The organism is Burkholderia sp. MS389, assembly GCF_016899425.1.
In the GTDB taxonomy this organism is placed as follows: Bacteria; Pseudomonadota; Gammaproteobacteria; order Burkholderiales; family Burkholderiaceae; genus Burkholderia; species Burkholderia sola.
This window is the reverse complement of the sequence record NZ_CP045994.1, coordinates 625,376-645,567: the sequence shown is the minus strand read 5'-3', so window position 1 is coordinate 645,567 and position 20,192 is coordinate 625,376. Positions and strand designations below refer to the sequence as shown.

The window sequence follows — 20,192 nt, the reverse complement described above, 5'->3', positions numbered from 1 at the left end:
CCCGGTCGCCGCGCTTAGTGCGCGAGCGCGGCGCGGATCTTTTCGGCGACCGTCGCCGCGGCCGTGTCGGCCGGCAGCAGCGTCGCTTCGGCGTCGCGGCGGCCCTGGTACTCGATCTTGCCTTCCTTCAGGCCGCGCTCGCCGATCACGAGACGATGCGGCACGCCGATCAGCTCCCAGTCGGCAAACATCACGCCCGGGCGCTCGCCGCGATCGTCGAGGATCACGTCGATGCCGGCCGCGACGAGTTCCGCGTACAGCTTGTCGGCCGTCTCGCGCACCATGTCGCTGCGGTCATAGCCCATCGGGCACAGCACGACCTCGAACGGCGCGATCGACTCGGGCCAGATAATCCCGCGGTCGTCGAAGTTCTGTTCGATCGCCGCGCCGAGAATGCGCGTGATGCCCACGCCGTAGCAGCCCATCAGCATCGGCTGCGGCTTGCCCGACTCGTCGAGGAACGTCGCGCCCATCGCTTCCGAGTACTTGGTGCCGAGCTGGAACACGTGGCCGACTTCGATGCCGCGGCAGATGTCGATCGCGCCCTTGCCGTCCGGCGACGGATCGCCCTTCTTCACGTTGCGCACGTCGGCGACGTCCGGCTCCGGCAGGTCGCGGCCCCAGTTCACGCCCGCGATGTGATAGTCGACCTCGTTCGCACCGACGACGAAATCGCTCATGTTCGCGACCGTACGGTCGGCGATCACCTTCACCGGCTTCTTCGTGCCGACCGGGCCGAGATAGCCCGGCGGCGTGCCGAACCACTCGACGATTTCCTGCTCGGTCGCGAAGCGGTGATTCTTCAGGCCCGGCAGCTTCGACACCTTGATCTCGTTCAGGTCGTGATCGCCGCGCAGCATCACGAGCCAGATGGTCGGCTCGGCGCCTTCGTTGTCGGTCGCGAGCACGATCGACTTGATCGTGCGCTCGAGCGGGATCGCCAGCAGTTCGGCGACGGCCTCGCACTTCGCCTTGCCGGGCGTCGCGACCTTTTCCATCGCTTCGGCGGGCGCCGCGCGCTCAGGCGTCAGCGGCAGCGCTTCGGCCGCCTCGACGTTCGCCGCGAATTCGGACGTCGGGCAGTACGCGATCGCGTCCTCGCCGGTATCGGCGATCACGTGGAACTCGTGCGAGAAGTTGCCGCCGATCGAGCCGCTGTCGGCCGCGACCGCGCGGAACTCGAGGCCCAGGCGCGTGAAGATGCGCACGTACGCGTCGTACATCTTGCGGTACGACTCGTTCAGGCCGGCCGCATCCTTGTCGAACGAATACGCGTCCTTCATGATGAATTCGCGGCCGCGCATCACGCCGAAGCGCGGGCGGATCTCGTCGCGGAACTTCGTCTGGATCTGGTAGAAGTTCACCGGCATCTGCCGGTAGCTCTTGATCTGGTTGCGCGCGATGTCGGTGACGACTTCCTCGTGCGTCGGCCCGATCACGAAATCGTTGTCCTTGCGGTCCTTGAAGCGCAGCAGCTCGGGGCCGTACTGCTCCCAGCGGCCCGACTCCTGCCACAGCTCGGCCGGCTGCACGGCCGGCATCAGCAGCTCGATGGCGCCCGCCCGGTTCATTTCCTCGCGCACGATCGCCTCGACCTTGCGAATCGAACGCAGGCCGACCGGCAGGTAGTTGTAGATGCCGCCGGCGACGCGACGGATCATGCCGGCGCGGACCATCAGCTTGTGGCTGACGATCTCTGCGTCGGCGGGTGCCTCTTTCAGGGTGCCGATAAAGAAACGGGAAGCTTTCATGCGGACGGTTCCAAAAACGGCGCCCCCAGGCGGGGCGCCCGAAAAAGTTTCAAGGTGAAAAAGCGGCGCGCCGCGAACGACGATGGCGCAGATGACGTAGCAGACTAATCAGGGACAATTCAGCCGGTGTGCCCCGCGCGGATTCGCTCCGTCACGGTGCGCAGCGCCCGTTATCTGTTTATAATCAAAGCAATTTTAAAGGATTCGAAGGTGGTTGTATGCTGGATCGTGAAGGCTTTCGCCCGAACGTCGGCATCATCCTCTTGAACGCGCGCAACGAGGTGTTTTGGGGCAAGCGGCTCCGCGAGCATTCCTGGCAGTTTCCTCAAGGTGGGATCAAGTACGGCGAGACCCCCATGCAGGCGATGTACCGGGAACTGCACGAGGAAACGGGCCTGCATCCGGAACACGTCAAGATAATCGGCCGCACCCGCGACTGGTTGCGTTACGAGGTGCCTGACAAGTTCATCAAACGCGAAGTACGCGGTCATTACCGCGGCCAGAAGCAGATCTGGTTCCTGCTGCGGATGGTTGGACGCGATTGCGACATTTGCTTGCGCGCGACCGACCACCCGGAGTTCGATGCGTGGCGCTGGAACGAGTATTGGGTACCGCTCGATGCGGTGATCGAGTTCAAGCGGGATGTCTATCAGTTGGCGCTGACGGAACTGTCGCGCTTCCTGCGCCGCCCGGCGCAGCGAGCCGAGAAGCCGCGCGGGCCGCGTGTGTCGCGCTATCCGCGCGTCATTGGCGCACAGGCTCAAACGCTGACGATTGTCGACGCATCGGTGGTTTGTTCGGAGATCGAAGTGGAAGCGAGCACGCTCGACGAGATGCCGCCCCACGTGATCGTCGGCAAGTGACGAGTCGGACTGCATGACCGGGCGCGACCTTGGTGTCGCGCCCTTTTTTTACGAGGAATGCATATTGAAAGCGATTGCTCTCGCGCTCGCATCGATCGCCGCGATGGCCGCCCTGGCCGGCTGCGCGAACTCGAAAGCGCCGTCCAACAAGGATGACAGCGAGTTCGTGTACCTGCTCGACCGTCAGGGAACCTGGAAGGAAAACGCCGTCGACACGCTGCCGCCGCTGCCGCAAACGGGCGATCTGCTGCCGTTCAACGTGTCGCAGAACACACCGCTGAAGTTCTTCGTCGATGCGAAGTCCCTCGAGGTCGGCAGCGACGGCGTCGTGCGCTACGCAGTCGTCGTCACGAGCCCGGCCGGTGCGCGCAACGTGAACTACGAAGGCATCCGCTGCGACACCTACGAATGGCGCCAGTACGCCGGCCTGAACTCGGACCACAACGGCTGGGATCGCACCGTCGAGAACGACTGGCGGCGCATCGAGAACGGCGAGCTGAACGCCTACCACTCCGCGCTCTACCAGGACTACTTCTGCGCGAACAAGATGCCGCAGGGCTCGACCCGGCAGATCCTCGAAAACATCCGGTTCCACCGCACCGCGATGACGCAGTTGCGCTGACGGCACGCGATGCGGGTCGTCCGCATCGCCCTCCCGCCGGACAAAAAAGCCCGCATCGCGCGGGCTTTTTCATTTGAACGGCGGCATTTGGCCGGCGCTCACACCAGCACGAGGTTGTCGCGATGAATCAGTTCGGGCTCCAGCATGTAGCCGAGCACGGTCTCGATCTCGCCGCTCGGCTTGCGGTGAATCAGCTTCGTTTCCGCGCTGCTGTAGTTCGTGAGCCCGCGCGCCACCTCGCGCCCGTCCGGGCCGACGCACGCGATCACCTCGCCGCGCGCGAACGCGCCCTGCACGTCGATCACGCCGATCGGCAGCAGGCTCTTGCCGCCGGCCGTCAGCTTCTCGACCGCGCCCGCGTCGATCACGACATGGCCGCGCACCTGCAGATGGTCGGCCATCCATTGCTTGCGTGCCGCCATCCGCGCGGTACGGGCGATCAGTTGCGTGCCGATCGCCTCGCCGGCCGCCAGGCGCACGAGCACGTCGGACTCCCGGCCGCTCGCGATCACGGTATTCGCGCCGCTGTGGGCCGCACGCTTCGCCGCGAGGATCTTCGTCAGCATCCCGCCGCGACCGAGGCTCGAACCGGCCCCGCCCGCCATCGCCTCGAGCTCCGGCGCGCCCGCATTGGCCTCGCCGACGAGCGTCGCATTCGGGTCCTTGCGCGGATCGGCCGTGAACAGCCCCGACTGGTCGGTGAGGATGATCAGCGCATCGCCTTCGATCAGGTTCGCGACGAGCGCGCCGAGCGTGTCGTTGTCGCCGAACTTGATTTCGTCGGTCACGACCGTGTCGTTTTCGTTGATGATCGGCACGACGCCGAGCCGCAGCAGCGTGAGCAGCGTCGAGCGCGCATTCAGGTAGCGCTCGCGGTCCGCCAGATCGGCGTGCGTGAGCAGGATCTGCGCAGTGCGAATGCCGTGCTCGGTGAAGCGGCTCTCGTAGACTTGCGCGAGCCCCATCTGGCCGACCGCGGCAGCGGCCTGCAGCTCGTCGATTTCCCGCGGCCGCTTGCTCCAGCCGAGCCGCTGCATGCCTTCGGCAATCGCGCCCGAACTGACGAGCACGACTTCCTTGCCCTGCGCACGCAACGCGGCGATCTGGGCTGCCCAGCGGCCGATTGCAGCATGATCGAGCCCCTTGCCGTCGTTGGTCACGAGGCTGGAACCCACTTTCACCACCAATCGCTTCGAATCCGCGATGATCGAACGCATCCTGCACTGTCTCCTGTATCTGATGCCGGCCCGCCGGGCGCGATGGAACGCCGACGCCGGGCGGCACGCCCGGCGCGTGATCTGACCGCCTGACCGTTCAGGCGTCGTCGCCCGGGGCCGCGCCGCCCTTCGCCGGCGGCGCATCGCGGAAACGCACGTCCGCCGCGAGATCCTCCGCCTCCGCCGCGCGATGCGCGTCCGAATGTTCGGAGAGGTAGTCGTAGATCGCGTAGCACAGTGCTTCGCAGCCCTGGCCCGTCAGCGCCGAGATCTCGAACACCGGGCCGTCCCAGCCGAAACGGTCGAGGAAATCCGCGACGCGCGCCTCGCGCTCGTCTTCCGGCACCATGTCCAGCTTGTTGAGCACGAGCCAGCGCGGCTTCTCGTAGAGCGCCTCGTCATACTTGCGCAGTTCGCCGACGATCGCCGTCGCTTCCGCGACCGGATCGACGCTTTCGTCGAACGGCGCGAGATCGACCAGATGCAGCAGCACGCCGGTACGCTGCAGGTGACGCAGGAATTGATGCCCGAGGCCCGCGCCTTCGGCCGCCCCTTCGATCAGCCCCGGGATATCGGCGATCACGAAGCTCTTGCTCGGGCCGACCCGCACCACGCCGAGATTCGGCGCAAGCGTCGTGAACGGGTAGTCGGCGATCTTCGGCTTCGCATTCGACACCGACGAGATGAAGGTCGACTTCCCCGCGTTCGGCATGCCGAGCAGGCCGACGTCGGCGAGCACCTTCAGCTCGAGCTTCAGCATGCGCCGCTCGCCCGGCTTGCCGTCCGTCTTCTGGCGCGGCGCGCGGTTCGTGCTCGACTTGAAATGCAGGTTGCCGAGACCGCCGGCGCCGCCCTGCGCGAGCATCACCTGCTGGTCGTGCTCGGTCAGGTCGGCGATCAGCTCGCCCGTTTCCATGTCGCTGATGATCGTGCCGACCGGCATGCGCAGCGTGACGTCGTCGCCGCCCTTGCCGTAGCAATCCGAGCCGCGACCGTTTTCGCCGTTGCGCGCGAGGTGCTTCTTCGCGTAACGGTAGTCGATCAGCGTGTTGATGTTGCGGTCGGCGATCGCGTAAACGCTGCCGCCCCGGCCGCCGTCGCCGCCGTCCGGCCCGCCGAACGGGACGAATTTCTCGCGGCGCATCGACGCGCTGCCATCGCCTCCGTCGCCGGCGATGACTTCGATTCGTGCTTCGTCAATGAACTTCATTCGTCACTCCGCCCAGTATTTCCGCTATTGTGCCGCGCGCCGGCACGCTTGAACAATCTGCCGTTCGGCCGATCGACCGCCGGTTGCGCGAGGGTCGCCGGTCCGCACTGGCGGGCGGCGACCCAATAAAAAAGGCCCCGCGAAGACTGCGGGGCCTTTCGGCTACGAAGCCCGTGGGTGCCTGACTTAGGCAGCCGCCGGGACGACGATGACCAGATGCTTCTTGTCCGCGCCCTTCGTCGCGAACTTGACGTGACCGTCGACCAGCGCGAACAGGGTGTGATCCTTGCCCATGCCGACGTTCTCGCCAGCGTGCATGCGCGTGCCGCGCTGACGCACGATGATGCCGCCAGCGTTGATTGCCTGGCCGCCGTACACTTTCACGCCGAGACGTTTCGACTCGGAGTCGCGGCCGTTCCGGGAAGAGCCGCCTGCCTTTTTGTGTGCCATCTGATTGCTCCTTTACCGAGGCGCTTACGCGTTGATCGCGTCGATGCGCAGCTCAGTGTAGTTCTGGCGGTGGCCGCCGTGCTTTTGGTAGTGCTTCCGGCGACGCATCTTGAAGATGGTGACCTTGGCATGACGACCGTGCGACACAACGGTGGCCTTGACGGAAGCCCCACTGACCAGCGGCGTACCGAACTGAATCGATTCGCCTTCGCCCACTGCGAGAACCTGGTCGAGCGTGATTTCAGCGTCAATGTCAGCCGGTATCTGTTCTACTTTGAGTTTTTCGCCAACGGCAACCTTGTACTGCTTGCCGCCGGTTTTTATGACCGCGTACATTGAGAACCTCACTCTGGATCCAATTTTTCCGCACACCACGCGCGGAAAACACGTGATTATACATGGGCTTAGCATCCAAGTCAAAGCCGATCGACGATTGCCGCGCGCGGGCTTCGGCCGGACGGCCAAAATCGCGCCGCTGGTACGTCTGACAGACCGGCATATCGCGGATTCGACTTATAATCCGCCGCATCACCCAATTCCATCATCATGTCGTCGTCCACCGCCTCCCCCACCCTCAGCGCCGCCCACCTGCTCGCCCCGATCACCAGCGACATGGAGCAGGTGAATCGCGTTATCCGGCAAAGCCTCGCGTCCGACGTGCTGCTGATCAACCAGATCGCCGAATACATCATCGGCGCGGGCGGCAAGCGGCTGCGTCCGGCGTTGCTGCTGCTCGTCGCCGGCGCGCTCGGCGAAACGTCGCACCAGCGGCACGTGCTGGCCGCCGTCGTCGAGTTCATCCACACGGCCACGCTGCTGCATGACGACGTCGTCGACGAATCCGAGCTGCGCCGCGGCCGCCAGACGGCCAATGCGCTGTTCGGCAACGCGGCGAGCGTGCTGGTAGGCGACTACCTCTACTCGCGCTCGTTCGAGATGATGGTCGGCGTCGGCAAGATGCGCGTGATGGAGATCCTGTCCGAAGCGACGACGATCATTTCGGAAGGCGAGGTGCTGCAGCTCCTCAACATGCACGACGCGGACGTCGACGAAACGCGCTACATGCAGGTGATCCGCTACAAGACGGCGAAGCTGTTCGAGGCGTCGGCGCGCCTGGGCGCGGTGCTCGCGGGCGCCGATGCGCCGACCGAGGCCGCCGCCGCCGAATACGGCCGCCGGATCGGCACCGCGTTCCAGATCATGGACGACTGGCTCGACTATGCGGGCACCGCCGAGGCAATGGGCAAGAATGCCGGCGACGACCTGCGCGAAGGCAAGCCGACGCTGCCGCTCATCTATCTGATCGAGCGCGGCACGCCCGAACAGTCGGCGCTCGCACGCGAGGCGATCGAACACGGCGGCACCGATCGCTTCGACACGATTTTCGAAGCGATCACGCGCTCGGGCGCGCTCGATCACACGCTTGAATGCGCACGCCAGGAAGCGCAGGCGGCCGCCGCGGCGATTGCCGCGTTCCCCGATTCGATCTACAAGGAAAGCCTGCTCGGGTTGTGCTCATACTCGACGTCGCGGCAATCGTAAACACGCCGCGAACGCGAAGCGATGCGTTGTCTCGAAAATTTTCTTCATCAAAGTATTCCCTTTTAGAAAAAACATCGTTATAGTTACGTTCTTGCTTGTGACGACGCAGCGATTCTTAACGAAGACGGCGAAGTCAGAAGAGCAAAAATCGGGGTGTAGCTTAGCCTGGTAGAGCGCTACGTTCGGGACGTAGAGGCCGGAGGTTCGAATCCTCTCACCCCGACCAGATTTAAAAAAACCGTGCACCGCGTGCACGGTTTTTTTTCGTCCGGCCGCCGCGGGCCCTCGTGTCGCGCGCGACACATCGCGGTCGCCGGCCTCTGCTATATTTCCCCCATCCCTGTCCTTCACTGCCCTTTCCAACGCGTGGACCAAATTCCCTTATGGGCGCAAATCGGCGCCGTCTTCCTGCTTCTTCTCTGTTCCAGCTTCTTTTCCATTTCCGAGACCGCGATGATGGCGCTCAACCGCCATCGGCTGAAGCATCTCGCCGGCCAGGGCGCACTCGGCGCGAAAACCACGCAGGGGCTTCTCACGCGCACTGACTTGCTGCTCAGCGTGATCCTGATCGGCAACAACCTGTTCAACACGATCATCCCGGTCCTCACGACGTCGCTCGCGCTCCATACGTTCGGCCGCAACAACCTCGCGCTGTCGATCGCCACCGGCGTCGTCGCGTTCCTGATCATCGTGTTCGCGGAAATCGCACCGAAGATCGTCGGCGCGACGTTCCCCGAACGCATCGCGCTGCCCGCGAGCCTCGTGATCGCCCCGCTGATGCGCGTGTTCAAGCCGGTCGTGTGGTTCGTCAACGCGCTCGCGAACGGCGTGCTGTGGGTACTGCGCATCAACACGAAGACAGGCCGCGACCAGCGGATGTCGGCCGACGAGCTGCGCGCCATCGTGCTCGAATCGAGCAGTTTCATGCCGACCAAGCACCGCAGCATCCTGCTCAACCTGTTCGACCTCGAGAACATCACGGTCGACGACGTGATGGTCCCGCGCCGCCAGATCGAGTCGCTCAACTTCTACGCGCCGCTCGACGACATCCTGCATCAGCTCGAAACCTGCTATCACAACCGGCTGGTCGTCTACGAAGGCGACATCGACAAGGTGCTCGGCGTGCTGCACGTGCGCAAGACGCTCACCGGGCTGCACAACCAGGATTTCGACCGCGAGACGCTCCGCGCGCTGCTCGCCGAACCGTACTACGTGCCGTCCGGCACGCCGGTGGTCCAGCAGCTCCAGTTCTTCCAGGAAACCCGGCAGCGCACCGCGCTCGTCGTCAACGAGTACGGCGAACTCGAAGGGCTCGTCACGCCCGAGGACATCATCGAGGAACTGATCGGCGAATTCACGACGTCGATGCCGCGCAGCGAACGCGCGGGCGGCTGGGACGAGAACGGCGAATGCATCGTGTCGGCCAGCATGCCGCTGCGCGAGCTGAACCGCTGGCTGCACCTGAAACTGCCGACCGACGGGCCGAAGACGCTGAACGGACTGGTACTCGAGATCCTCGAGGAAATTCCGGAAGACGACGTGTGCCTGAAAATCGGCGACGTGATGCTCGAGGTGATGCGCAGCGACGATCAGGCAGTACGCACCGTCAAGCTCTTCAAGCCGCGCGGCACGCGCACCGTGCGCGCCGCCTCGCGCTAGGGCCGGTTCACGCTAATAACGGGCTAGCGCTAGCCGAACGGCCGACTGCCGGCGCTGGCCGCGACGCGCGATGATCTGCGCATCACGGTCAACTGGCGGCCAGCGTGCCGGCTCACATGCACTTTCCTTCCTCCGCGGCGTCGCTACACGCGCGGTCGGCGCCCGCGCACGCCGACGCGCCGCCCGCCGACACGCCCCATGCACTCGATGCGGCCCAGCTCGACGATGCCCCCGCCGTACGGCTGCTGACGGACACGCTGCACGCGGCGCGCGTGCGCGACGCGTCGGACATCCACGTCGAGCCGTTCGAAGCCGGCTGGCGCATCCGTCTGCGCATCGACGGCGTGCTGCATGAACACGCGCGACCGCCGCTGCACCTGCGCGATGCGCTCGTCACGCGGATCAAGGTGCTCTCGCGCATGGACATCGCCGAGCGGCGGCTTCCGCAGGACGGCCGGCTGCGCATCGCGATCGACGGCGGCACGCGCGGCGACTATCGTGTCAGTTCGCTGCCCACGCTGTTCGGCGAAAAGCTCGTGCTGCGGCGGCTCGAAACGCTGCCGCCCGATCTCACGCTGGCCAACCTCGGCTTCGATGCGCGGCAGGCGGCCGCGATGGAGGCCGCGATCCGCGCGCCGCATGGCCTCGTGCTCGTCACGGGCCCGACCGGCAGCGGCAAGACGCTGTCGCTCTACTGCGCGCTGCAAATGCTCGATCGCGACGCGCACAACGTCTGCACGGTCGAGGATCCCGCCGAGATCCAGCTCGACGGAATCAATCAGGTCGGCGTCGCCGACAAGGCGGGGCTCACGTTCGCGACGGCGCTGCGCGCGCTGTTGCGACAGGACCCGGACGTCATCATGGTCGGCGAGATTCGCGATGCGGAGACGGCCGACGTCGCGATCAAGGCCGCGCAGACCGGCCATCTCGTGTTGTCGACGCTGCACACGAACGACGCGCCGGCAGCCGTCGCGCGGCTGCTCGACATCGGCGTCGCGCCGTACAACCTCGCCGCCGCGCTGCACCTCGTCACCGCGCAACGCCTCGTCCGGCGCCTGTGCGTTCACTGCCGCGCGCCTTCGGACGCATCGGCGCGCGCGCTGCGGGAATCCGGCTGCGACCCGGCGGCGCTGGCGGCCGGCTGGCGGCCGTTCGTCGCGCGCGGCTGTTCCGCCTGTCACGGGATCGGCTATCGCGGCCGCATCGGCCTGCATCAGACGATGCCGGTCTCGCCCGCGCTGGCCGAGCGCATCGTCGCGCGGGCGAGCGTCGGCGAACTCGCGCACTGCGTGGCGGCCGAGGGCGTGCGCACGCTACGCGACGCGGCATTCGCGCGCGTCATGGACGGCACGACGAGCCTCGCGGAAGCCGTCGCCGCCACCCCCGCCGCGTGAACGTGCGCACGCCGCCGCGCGAAACCCGCTTCGCATGGCGCGGCCGCCATCGCGACGGCTCTCCACGCCGCGGGATCGTCATCGCGTTCGACGCCTCGGCCGCGCGCGCCACGCTCGCGCGCGACGGCATCGCGGTACTGTCGCTCGACGTCCGCGGGCCGGCCCGTCCGCCTACGGCGGCCGCGCGCGACATCACGCGCTTCACGCGCCAGCTCGCGAGCCTGCTGCAGGCCGGCCTGCCGCTCGCGCCGTCGCTCGAGATGCTCGCGCGCACCCGCACGCGCGACGGCGTGCCGCGCATTGCCGCGGGTCTCGCCCGCGAGATCGTCGGCGGCCGGCGCTTCGCCGATGCGCTCGCACGCTATCCATCGCAATTCGGCACGCTGTATCGTCAGTTGATCGAGGTCGGCGAAGCGTCCGGTTCGCTCGGCGTCGTGCTGACACGGGTCGCGGAACACCGCGAGCGCGCCGATGCGCAATGGCGCAAGCTGCGCGCCGCACTCGCGTATCCGGCCGCCGTCATCCTGTTCGGGCTCGCGATCTCCGCTGCATTGATGATGTGGGTCGTGCCGACCTTCCGGCAGATCTTCGACGGTTTCGGGGCCGCGCTGCCCGCGCCGACCCGCGCGCTGCTCGCGCTGTCCTCCGCGCTGTCGGCGTGGGGCGGCGTACTCCTGGCCGGCGCGGCCGCCACGGGCCTTGCCGCGCGGCACGCGCTGCGGCGCTCGGCCGCGCTGCGTCACGCGCTCGCGCGGCGCCTGCTGCGCGCTCCGCTCGCAGGCAGCGCGCTCGAGCGATACGCTGCCGCACGCTGGTGCCGCTCGCTGGCGACCCTGCTCGGCGCCGGCGTGCCGCTCGCCGATGCGTTCGCCACGCTGGAGCGCACGGCCGGCCACCCGGTGTTCGCGCACGCCACCGCGCACATCGCCGCACGCGTGTTGCGCGGCGTACGTCTGGCCGATGCGATGCATTCGGCCGGCTGCTTTCCGGACGACGTCGTGCAGCCGATCGCCGTCGCCGAGGAAACCGGTGCGCTCGACACGATGCTCGCCGACATCGCCGCGCTGTGCGAACGCCAGCTGGACGCGCGCCTCGATGCGCTCGCGGCGCTCGGCGAACCGTTGATCGTGATCGTGCTGGGCGCACTCGTCGGCGGTCTCGTGATCGCGATGTATCTGCCGATCCTTCAACTCGGCAACGTGGTGTAGCATCGCAACCGATTCTGTCGCCTTTTAAGTCCGAACCTTGAGCCTCATGACGCCCGCGCCCCTGTCCGCCGTTTCCGATTCGCCCGAGAGCACGCTGCTCGCGCTGGCGATGCTGCCGCCCGCGCTGCAGTATGCGTTCGCGGTCGTCGTCGGCCTTTGCATCGGCAGCTTCCTGAACGTGGTCGTGCACCGGTTGCCCGTGATGATGCAGCGCGCATGGCAGGCCGAGATCGCCGAGGCGACGGGCACCGCGAGCGCCCCGCCCGACGACGGTTATCCGCCGCGCTACGATCTGTGGCGCCCGCGCAGTGCCTGCCCGCATTGCGGCCACGTATTGCGCGCGTGGGAAAACATCCCGCTCGTCAGCTACCTGATGCTGCGCGGGCGCTGCCGGCGCTGCGGCCATGCGATCGGCATCCGCTACGTGCTCGTCGAGATCGCGTGCGCAGGGCTCGCCGCCGGCTCGCTCGCGGCGTTCGGCCCGACCGTCGCCGCGCTTGCCGCGTTCGCGTTGTGCGCGGCGCTGCTCTCGATGAGCGCGATCGATATCCGGACCGGCTACCTGCCCGACTCGATGACGCTGCCGCTGCTGTGGGCAGGGCTCGTGCTGAACCTCGGCGGCACCTTCACGTCGCTGCGCTCGGCCGTGATCGGCGCGATGGCCGGCTACCTGTTCCTGTGGTCGATCTACTGGCTGTTCAAATGGCTGCGCGGCATCGAGGGCATCGGTTTCGGCGACCTGAAGCTGCTTGCCGCGCTCGGCGCATGGATGGGCTGGGCCGCGCTGCCGCAGGTCGTGCTGTTCGCGGCGGTGACCGGCGCGATCGTCGGGCTCGTCGCAACCTGGCGCGGCCGCATGCGCTTCGAGGAGCCGATTCCGTTCGGCCCGTTCCTCGCGGCCGGCGGCGTCGCCACGCTGTTTTTCGGCACCCCTTTCTATGCGGCGCTCGGAGGCTGACATGTTTTCCGTAGGACTCACGGGCGGCATCGGCAGCGGCAAGACGACCGTTGCCGACCTGTTCGGCGCCCGTGGCGCATCGCTCGTCGATACCGACCTGATTGCCCACCGCATCACCGCGCCGGGCGGCCTCGCGATGCCCGCGATCGAGCAGGCTTTCGGTCGCGACTTCGTGGCCGCCGACGGCTCGCTCGATCGCGCGAAGATGCGCACGCTGATCTTCAGCGACGACGCCGCGCGCCGGCGCCTCGAAGCGATCACGCATCCGCTGATCCGCGCGGAGACCGATCGCGACGCGCGCAAAGCGCGGGGCCCGTACGTAATGTTCGTCGTGCCGCTGCTCGTCGAGTCGGGCACCTGGAAGGCGCGCAGCGATCGCGTGCTCGTCGTCGACTGCCCGGTCGAAACGCAGATCGCGCGCGTGATGCGGCGCAACGGTTTCACGCGCGAACAGGTCGAAGCGATCATCGCGCGACAGGCGTCGCGCGAAGCCCGCCTCGCGGCGGCCGACGACGTGATCGTCAACGACGCGCTCACGCCCGACGCGCTCGCCGCGCAGGTCGATGCACTGCACCAACGCTATGTCGAATTCGCGGCCGCCGCGCACTGAGCATCGCGCGCAATCGTGATGGTGTACGAAATTGGCGCGTTGCTAGGGTAGAGAGGGGGCATTAGAATGTCCTTCATTGTTTCAATCCCTACCCAAGAGGCGAGCGCGCTTGATTCTTTACGAGTATCCGTTCAACGAGCGAATTCGCACGCTGTTGCGTCTCGAAGATCTGTTCGAGCGCTTCACGTTCTTTTTGGCTCAGGAGGACCCGCGTGAACACCACGTCGCGCTGACGACGCTGTTCGAAATCGCCGAGGTAACGGGCCGCGCGGACCTGAAATCGGATCTGATGAAGGAGCTCGAACGTCAGCGCCAGACGCTCGCCCCCTTTCGCGGCAATCCGGGCATCGAGCAGAACGCGCTCGAGGCCGTGCTCGGTGAAATCGAGCAAACGCTCGCGAATCTCGCGCAGATGCAGGGCAAGACCGGCCAGCACCTCGTCGACAACGAGTGGCTCGCCAGCATCCGCAGCCGCGCGGTGATTCCGGGCGGTACCTGCAAGTTCGACCTGCCGTCGTACTACGCGTGGCAGCAATGGCCTGCGGAGCAGCGGCGCCAGGACATCGCGAAGTGGGTCCTGCCGATGCTGCCGTTGCGCGACGCCGCGGCGATCGTGCTGCGGCTCGCGCGCGAATCGGGTCAGGCGTCGAAGGTCATGGCGATGCAGGGCAGCTACCAGCAGATGCTGTCCGGCCGCACCTACCAGCTGATGCAGGTACGGGTGCCGCCGGAGCTGCGCGTCATTCCCGAGGCGAGCGCCAACAAATACATGCTGTGGGTGCGGTTCACCATGCAGGACGGCGATGTACGGCCGCGCGCGGTGGACATCGACGTGCCGTTCCATCTGACACTGTGTAATCTGTAACGGCCACGTGCCGGATCGATGCTTTCGTATGACTACCGTTGTGAAATGTCCTTCGTGCGGCGCCGAAGTGCGCTGGACGCCTGAAAACAAGTTCCGTCCCTTCTGTTCGGCCCGCTGCAAGCAGCTCGACCTCGGCGCATGGGCCGCGGAAAAGTATCGGATCGGCGGCGCCTCCGACGAGGGTCCGTCGTCGGAAGAAGACGGCACGGACAACCGCCGCGACAGCTGAGCGGCGCGCGACGCCGCCGTCCGCTGATATGGCCCGCGTTTCAGGCGGGCCGCCGCGGCGTCATTGCGACGCCGCTTCCTTCTCGAGCAGTTCGAGCACCGGCAGCGCCGCCGGCAACAGCGGCGCAACCTCGACCGGCAGTTGCTGCCACACGAACGCCTGCCCTTCCTTGCTGTGCGGCTCGCCCGTCCAGCCCGTCACCTTGCAGAAATAGAGCCGCACATACGCGTGCGGATAATCGTGCTCGAGCGTGTGCCAGCGGTGGCTGGCCGTGACGTCAATGCCGAGTTCCTCGTGCAGCTCGCGCGCCAGCGCGTCCTCGACGCTTTCGCCGGCCTCCAGCTTGCCGCCCGGAAACTCCCAGTAACCTTCATACGGCTTGCCCGGCAGGCGCTGCGCGAGCAGATAACGCCCGTCCGGCTGCACCATCACGCCGACCGCGACTTCGGTCACCTTGCGACCGTCCGGCGCCCGCACAGCGCCCTGTGCCTGATCCGCGCTCATGCCTGCTCCTTGCGGCCCGACCAGTCCCGCGCGAACTGCCACGCGACGCGGCCCGAACGCGAGCCGCGCTCGAGCGCCCATACGAGCGCGTCGCCGCGCGCGGTCTCGATCTCCGCATCCGGGCAGCCGAAGTGACGCAGCCAGTGCGCGACGATGTCGAGGTAGTCGTCCTGCTTGAACGGATAGAAGCTGACCCACAGGCCGAAGCGCTCCGACAGCGAGATCTTCTCCTCGACGACTTCGCCGGGATGAATCTCGCCGTCCGGCAGATGCTTGTACGACTCGTTGTCGCTCATGTACTCGGGCAGCAAATGGCGGCGGTTCGACGTCGCGTAGATCAGCACGTTGTCCGACTGCGCGGCGATCGACCCGTCCAGCGCGACCTTCAGCGCCTTGTAGCCCGATTCGCCGTCCTCGAACGACAGGTCGTCGCAAAACACGATGAACCGCTCCGGACGCTGCGAGATCAGGTCGACGATGTCGCCGAGATCGTGCAGGTCGTCCTTGTCGACTTCGATCAGGCGCAGCCCGTCGTTCGCGTACGCATTCAAGCACGCCTTGATCAGCGACGACTTGCCGGTGCCGCGCGCGCCGGTCAACAGCACGTTGTTGGCCGGCTTGCGCTGCACGAACTGCCGCGTGTTCTGGTCGATCAGCACTTTCTGGCGATCGATGTTGTGCAGGTCGCCGAGCGTGATCGACGACACGGCCGGTACCGGCTGCAGGTAGCCGCGCCCCTGGCGCTTGCGCCAGCGGAACGCGTGCGCCGCGTTCCAGTCGATGGCCGCCGGTGCGGGCGGCAGCATTCCTTCGAGACGGCCGAGCAGCGCTTCCGCGCGCGTCAGAAACTGTTCAAGCTTGTCCATGTCGTTCGAGCGCTCCCGATCAGGAGCGGTAATCCGCGTTGATGCTCACGTAATCGTGCGACAGGTCGCACGTCCAGACGGTGGCCTGCGCGTCGCCACGGCCGAGCAGCACGCGGATCGTGATCTCGCTCTGCTTCATCACGCGCTGGCCGTCCTCTTCCTGGTAGGCCGGGTTGCGGCCGCCCGCCTTCGCGACGAGCACGTCGTCCAGATAGAGGTCGATCTTGCCGACGTCGAGATCCGCGACGCCCGCATAGCCGATCGCCGCGAGAATCCGGCCCAGGTTGGGGTCGGATGCGTAGAAGGCCGTCTTCACGAGCGGCGAATGGCCGATCGCGTACGCGATCTGGCGGCATTCGGCGACGCTCTTGCCGCCTTCGACCTGCACCGTCATGAATTTCGTCGCGCCTTCGCCATCGCGCACGATCAGTTGCGACAACACCTGCGCGACTTCCGTCACCGCGTCGCGCAGCGCCGCATAGGCCGGCGAATCGGTCGACGTGATGGCCGGCAGCGAGCTCTTGCCCGACGCGATCAGGATGAACGAGTCGTTCGTCGACGTGTCGCCATCGATCGTGATGCAGTTGAACGAGCGGTCGGCGACTTCCTTCACCAGCGTGTCGAGCACCGGCTGCGCGACGTTCGCGTCGAACGCGAGGAAGCCGAGCATCGTCGCCATGTTCGGCTTGATCATGCCCGCGCCCTTGCTGATGCCCGTCAGCGTGACCGTGTGACCGTCGATCGTCACCTGGCGCGACGTCGCCTTCGGCAGCGTGTCGGTCGTCATGATCGCCTGCGCGGCGTCGAACCAGTTCGCGGCCTGGCGGTTCGCGAGCGCGGCCGGCAGGCCGGCCTTCAGGCGGTCGATCGGTAGCGGCTCGAGGATCACGCCGGTCGAGAACGGCAGCACCTGCGCCGGCGCGATGCCCGCGAGACGCGCGAGCTCCGTGCAGGTCTCGCGTGCGTTCACGAGGCCCGGCTCGCCGGTGCCCGCGTTCGCATTGCCCGTATTCACGACCAGCGCGCGGATGCCCGCGCCGCCCGCACGGACCTTCGCCAGGTGCTCGCGGCAGACGGTGACCGGCGCCGCGCAGAAACGATTTTCGGTGAACACGCCCGCGACCGTCGCGCCTTCGTCGACGGAAATGACCAGCACGTCCTTGCGATTCGGCTTGCGGATGTTCGCTTCCGCCCAGCCGAGCGTGACGCCGGCGACGGGATGCAGTTGGGCGGGATCGATCGACGGAAAATTGACAGCCATGGGGCACACCTGCCGGATGGAAAATGCCGGCATGCGCCGGCATCGATTGGAAGAACCGGCGGCCCCACGCGGGCCGCCACAACTCACATCACTGACTCGACGCTGCGAACGACGCGGCACGCGTGACGCGCGCCGCCGCCGATCATGACAGCTTCCCGTGACATTGCTTGTACTTCTTGCCGCTGCCGCACGGGCACGGGTCGTTGCGGCCGACCTTCGGCATTTCGCCGCCGGGGCCGCTGTGCGTCATCGCGCTGCCGACCATGTCGGCCGTCGCCGTGGCCGCCGTGGCCGCCGCGGCGGCCGTGACGTTCGCGACCGGCGCACCGGCGTCCGCGTAGTCGGCGTGCTGGTATTCGACGTTCTCGAGATGACCGCCGCGCTCCTCGATCTGCTCGGCCGCCTCCTCGAGCTGCTCCGGCGACTGGATCTGCACGTTCATCACGACGCGCGTGACTTCCTGCTTGATCGCGTCGAGCATCGCGGCGAACAGCTCGAACGCCTCGCGCTTGTACTCCTGCTTCGGATTCTTCTGCGCATAGCCGCGCAGATGGATGCCCTGACGCAGGTGGTCGAGCGCCGCGAGGTGCTCGCGCCACAGGCGGTCGACCGTCTGCAGCATCACCGAACGCTCGAACGCGCTGAACGATTCGCGGCCGACCAGCGCGACCTTCGCGTCGTACTGCTCGTCGGCGGCCGTCGTCACCGCGTCGAGAATCTCCTCGGCCGTGATCGACGACGACTCGTTCACCATTTCCTGGATCGCGAGGTCGAGCTGCCAGTCGTTGCGCAGCGCTTCCTCGAGCTCGGGCACGTCCCACTGCTCTTCGATGCTGCCTTCCGGCACGAACTGGCGGACGACCTCGGTGATCACGCCGTGACGCATCGCGGTGATCGTCTCGGTGATGTCGTGCGCTTCGAGCAGCTCGTTGCGCTGCTGGTAGATCACCTTGCGCTGGTCGTTCGACACGTCGTCGTATTCGAGCAGCTGCTTGCGGATGTCGAAGTTGCGCGCTTCGACCTTGCGCTGCGCCGATTCGATCGACCGCGTGACGATACCCGCCTCGATCGCCTCGCCTTCCGGCATCTTCAGGCGATCCATGATCGAGCGCACGCGGTCGCCCGCGAAGATGCGCAGCAGCGGATCGTCGAGCGACAGATAGAAGCGCGACGAGCCCGGATCGCCCTGGCGGCCCGCACGGCCGCGCAGCTGGTTGTCGATCCGGCGCGATTCGTGGCGCTCGGTACCGATGATGTGCAGGCCGCCCGCGGCCTTCACCTGCTCGTGCAGCGTTTCCCACTCGTCGTGCAGCTGCTTGATGCGGCGTGCCTTTTCGTCGGCCGGGATCGCGTCGTCGGCGTCGATGAACGCGGCCTGCTTCTCGGCGTTGCCGCCGAGCACGATGTCGGTACCGCGACCGGCCATGTTGGTCGCGATCGTGATGCGCTTCGGACGGCCGGCTTCCGCGACGATCGCCGCTTCACGCTCGTGCTGCTTCGCGTTCAGCACTTCGTGCGGCAGCCCGGCCTGCTTCAGCAGGTGCGACAGCAGCTCGGAGTTCTCGATCGAGGTCGTGCCCACCAGCACCGGCTGGCCGCGCTCGTAGCAGTCGCGGATGTCGCGGATCACCGCGTCGTAGCGCTCCTTGGCCGTCTTGTAGATCTGGTCCTGCTTGTCGATCCGCTTCGGCGGGCGGTTGGTCGGGATCACGACCGTCTCGAGGCCGTAGATCTCGTTGAATTCGTACGCTTCGGTGTCCGCGGTGCCGGTCATGCCGGCCAGCTTCGCGTACATCCGGAAGTAGTTCTGGAACGTGATCGACGCGAGCGTCTGGTTCTCGCTCTGGATCTTCACGTGCTCCTTCGCCTCGACCGCCTGGTGCAGGCCGTCGGACCAGCGGCGGCCGGCCATCAGGCGGCCCGTGAATTCGTCGACGATGACCACTTCGCCGTTCTGCACGACGTAGTGCTGATCCTTGTGGAACAGCGTGTGGGCGCGCAGCGCGGCGTACACGTGGTGCATCAGCGTGATGTTCTGCGGCGCGTACAGGCTCTCGCCCTCGCCGATCAGGCCCCATTCGGCGAGCAGGCGCTCGGCCTTCTCGTGGCCCGATTCCGTCAGGAATACCTGGCGCGCCTTCTCGTCGAGCGTGTAGTCGCCCGGCTTCTCGACGCCCGTGCCGTCGGCCTTCTCTTCGCCGATCTGGCGCTCGAGCAGCGGCGGCAGTGCGTTCATCCGCACGTACAGCTCGGTGTGATCCTCGGCCTGGCCCGAAATGATCAGCGGCGTCCGCGCTTCGTCGATCAGGATCGAGTCCACTTCGTCGACGACTGCAAAATTCAGTGCCCGCTGCACGCGCGCGTCGGTCTCGTAGACCATGTTGTCGCGCAGGTAGTCGAAGCCGAATTCGTTGTTCGTGCCGTACGTGATGTCCGCCGCGTACGCCTGCTGCTTCTGGTCGTGCTCCATGCCGGACAGGTTGATGCCGACCGACAGACCGAGGAAGTTGTAGAGGCGCGCCATCCATTCGGCGTCGCGCTGCGCGAGGTAATCGTTGACGGTCACGACGTGCACGCCGCGGCCGGCCAGTGCGTTCAGGTACACGGGCAGCGTCGCGACGAGCGTCTTGCCCTCGCCGGTGCGCATTTCCGCGATCTTGCCGTAGTGGAGCACCATGCCGCCGATCATCTGCACGTCGAAGTGCCGCATCTTCAGCACGCGGCGGCTCGCCTCGCGACAGACCGCGAAGGCCTCGGGCAGCAGCTTGTCGAGCGACTCGCCGGCCGCGACCCGCTGGCGGAATTCATCCGTCTTGCCGCGCAACTGGTCGTCCGTCAGCTGCTCGATCTGCGTTTCGAGCGCATTGATCGTCGCGACGGTCTTTTGGTATTGCTTGACGAGCCGCTGGTTGCGGCTGCCAAAAATTTTCTGGAGAAAACCGGTTGTCATCGGATCGGATCCTGCGTCGCAGCACCGGCGCCC

The 20,192-nt window shown here is 66.5% G+C and carries 19 protein-coding genes and 1 tRNA gene; 11 read left to right on the top strand and 9 right to left on the bottom strand.

What is annotated here, in order from left to right; translation table 11 throughout:
* Positions 1-14: 14 nt before the first annotated feature.
* Complete coding sequence (locus GJG85_RS02980; protein ID WP_050013882.1) at positions 15-1,751, bottom strand: proline--tRNA ligase; 1,737 nt, start codon at positions 1,749-1,751, stop codon at positions 15-17.
* A 218-nt stretch (positions 1,752-1,969) separates the two neighbouring features.
* Here GJG85_RS02980 and GJG85_RS02975 point away from each other — a divergent pair, with 218 nt between their 5' ends.
* Positions 1,970-2,614 (top strand): RNA pyrophosphohydrolase, encoded by a 645-nt coding sequence (locus tag GJG85_RS02975; RefSeq protein WP_050013883.1) that lies wholly within the window; start codon positions 1,970-1,972, stop codon positions 2,612-2,614.
* A gap of 13 nt (positions 2,615-2,627) precedes the next feature.
* Positions 2,628-3,236 (top strand): CNP1-like family protein, encoded by a 609-nt coding sequence (locus tag GJG85_RS02970; RefSeq protein ID WP_050013884.1) that lies wholly within the window; start codon positions 2,628-2,630, stop codon positions 3,234-3,236.
* Between the two features lie 98 nt (positions 3,237-3,334).
* Here GJG85_RS02970 and proB read toward each other — a convergent pair whose 3' ends face one another.
* The 4 genes from proB to rplU all read right to left on the bottom strand — a co-directional run bounded on the left by proB (position 3,335) and on the right by rplU (position 6,449).
* Positions 3,335-4,453, bottom strand: a complete 1,119-nt coding sequence (gene proB, locus GJG85_RS02965; protein ID WP_050013885.1) for a glutamate 5-kinase — start codon at positions 4,451-4,453, stop codon at positions 3,335-3,337.
* Positions 4,454-4,550: 97 nt separating this feature from the next.
* The gene (gene obgE, locus GJG85_RS02960; RefSeq protein WP_050013886.1) at positions 4,551-5,663 is read right to left on the bottom strand and encodes a GTPase ObgE; all 1,113 of its coding nucleotides are present in this window, start codon (positions 5,661-5,663) and stop codon (positions 4,551-4,553) included.
* A gap of 186 nt (positions 5,664-5,849) precedes the next feature.
* Entirely contained in the window at positions 5,850-6,113 is a 264-nt protein-coding gene (rpmA, locus tag GJG85_RS02955; protein ID WP_006476999.1) for a 50S ribosomal protein L27, read from the bottom strand.
* Between the two features lie 24 nt (positions 6,114-6,137).
* Positions 6,138-6,449, bottom strand: a complete 312-nt coding sequence (gene rplU / locus GJG85_RS02950) for a 50S ribosomal protein L21 (RefSeq protein ID WP_004194344.1) — start codon at positions 6,447-6,449, stop codon at positions 6,138-6,140.
* Positions 6,450-6,659: 210 nt separating this feature from the next.
* Between rplU and GJG85_RS02945 the strand changes: the two genes are divergently transcribed.
* From GJG85_RS02945 to GJG85_RS02905, 9 genes are all read left to right on the top strand, one after another.
* The gene (locus tag GJG85_RS02945) at positions 6,660-7,655 is read left to right on the top strand and encodes a polyprenyl synthetase family protein (protein ID WP_050013887.1); all 996 of its coding nucleotides are present in this window, start codon (positions 6,660-6,662) and stop codon (positions 7,653-7,655) included.
* A 149-nt stretch (positions 7,656-7,804) separates the two neighbouring features.
* Positions 7,805-7,881 (top strand) — tRNA-Pro (locus tag GJG85_RS02940).
* 140 nt (positions 7,882-8,021) lie between these two features.
* Positions 8,022-9,314, top strand: a complete 1,293-nt coding sequence (locus GJG85_RS02935) for an HlyC/CorC family transporter (RefSeq protein ID WP_050013888.1) — start codon at positions 8,022-8,024, stop codon at positions 9,312-9,314.
* A 116-nt stretch (positions 9,315-9,430) separates the two neighbouring features.
* The gene (locus GJG85_RS02930; RefSeq protein ID WP_124630571.1) at positions 9,431-10,708 is read left to right on the top strand and encodes an ATPase, T2SS/T4P/T4SS family; all 1,278 of its coding nucleotides are present in this window, start codon (positions 9,431-9,433) and stop codon (positions 10,706-10,708) included.
* Positions 10,705-11,916, top strand: a complete 1,212-nt coding sequence (locus GJG85_RS02925; protein ID WP_089488153.1) for a type II secretion system F family protein — start codon at positions 10,705-10,707, stop codon at positions 11,914-11,916. Before GJG85_RS02930 ends, GJG85_RS02925 begins: the two co-directional genes overlap by 4 nt.
* 46 nt (positions 11,917-11,962) lie before the next feature.
* Positions 11,963-12,874 (top strand): A24 family peptidase, encoded by a 912-nt coding sequence (locus GJG85_RS02920; RefSeq protein WP_050013891.1) that lies wholly within the window; start codon positions 11,963-11,965, stop codon positions 12,872-12,874.
* Position 12,875: 1 nt separating this feature from the next.
* Complete coding sequence (gene coaE / locus GJG85_RS02915) at positions 12,876-13,484, top strand: dephospho-CoA kinase (RefSeq protein WP_050013892.1); 609 nt, start codon at positions 12,876-12,878, stop codon at positions 13,482-13,484.
* A gap of 109 nt (positions 13,485-13,593) precedes the next feature.
* Entirely contained in the window at positions 13,594-14,349 is a 756-nt protein-coding gene (gene zapD / locus GJG85_RS02910; RefSeq protein ID WP_050013893.1) for a cell division protein ZapD, read from the top strand.
* Positions 14,350-14,377: 28 nt separating this feature from the next.
* On the top strand, positions 14,378-14,578 hold the full coding sequence (locus GJG85_RS02905; protein WP_011544509.1) for a DNA gyrase inhibitor YacG: 201 nt from the start codon (positions 14,378-14,380) through the stop codon (positions 14,576-14,578).
* Between the two features lie 60 nt (positions 14,579-14,638).
* On the opposite strand, the gene GJG85_RS02900 is transcribed toward GJG85_RS02905, so the two are convergent.
* From GJG85_RS02900 to secA, 4 genes are all read right to left on the bottom strand, one after another.
* The gene (locus GJG85_RS02900) at positions 14,639-15,082 is read right to left on the bottom strand and encodes an NUDIX domain-containing protein (protein ID WP_050013894.1); all 444 of its coding nucleotides are present in this window, start codon (positions 15,080-15,082) and stop codon (positions 14,639-14,641) included.
* Positions 15,079-15,948 (bottom strand): ATP-binding protein, encoded by an 870-nt coding sequence (locus tag GJG85_RS02895; protein WP_050013895.1) that lies wholly within the window; start codon positions 15,946-15,948, stop codon positions 15,079-15,081. The genes GJG85_RS02900 and GJG85_RS02895 overlap by 4 nt, the downstream gene beginning before the upstream one ends.
* A gap of 19 nt (positions 15,949-15,967) precedes the next feature.
* Positions 15,968-17,209 (bottom strand): bifunctional glutamate N-acetyltransferase/amino-acid acetyltransferase ArgJ, encoded by a 1,242-nt coding sequence (gene argJ, locus GJG85_RS02890; RefSeq protein WP_204383651.1) that lies wholly within the window; start codon positions 17,207-17,209, stop codon positions 15,968-15,970.
* A gap of 142 nt (positions 17,210-17,351) precedes the next feature.
* Complete coding sequence (secA, locus tag GJG85_RS02885) at positions 17,352-20,159, bottom strand: preprotein translocase subunit SecA (protein WP_050013897.1); 2,808 nt, start codon at positions 20,157-20,159, stop codon at positions 17,352-17,354.
* Positions 20,160-20,192 lie beyond the last annotated feature (33 nt).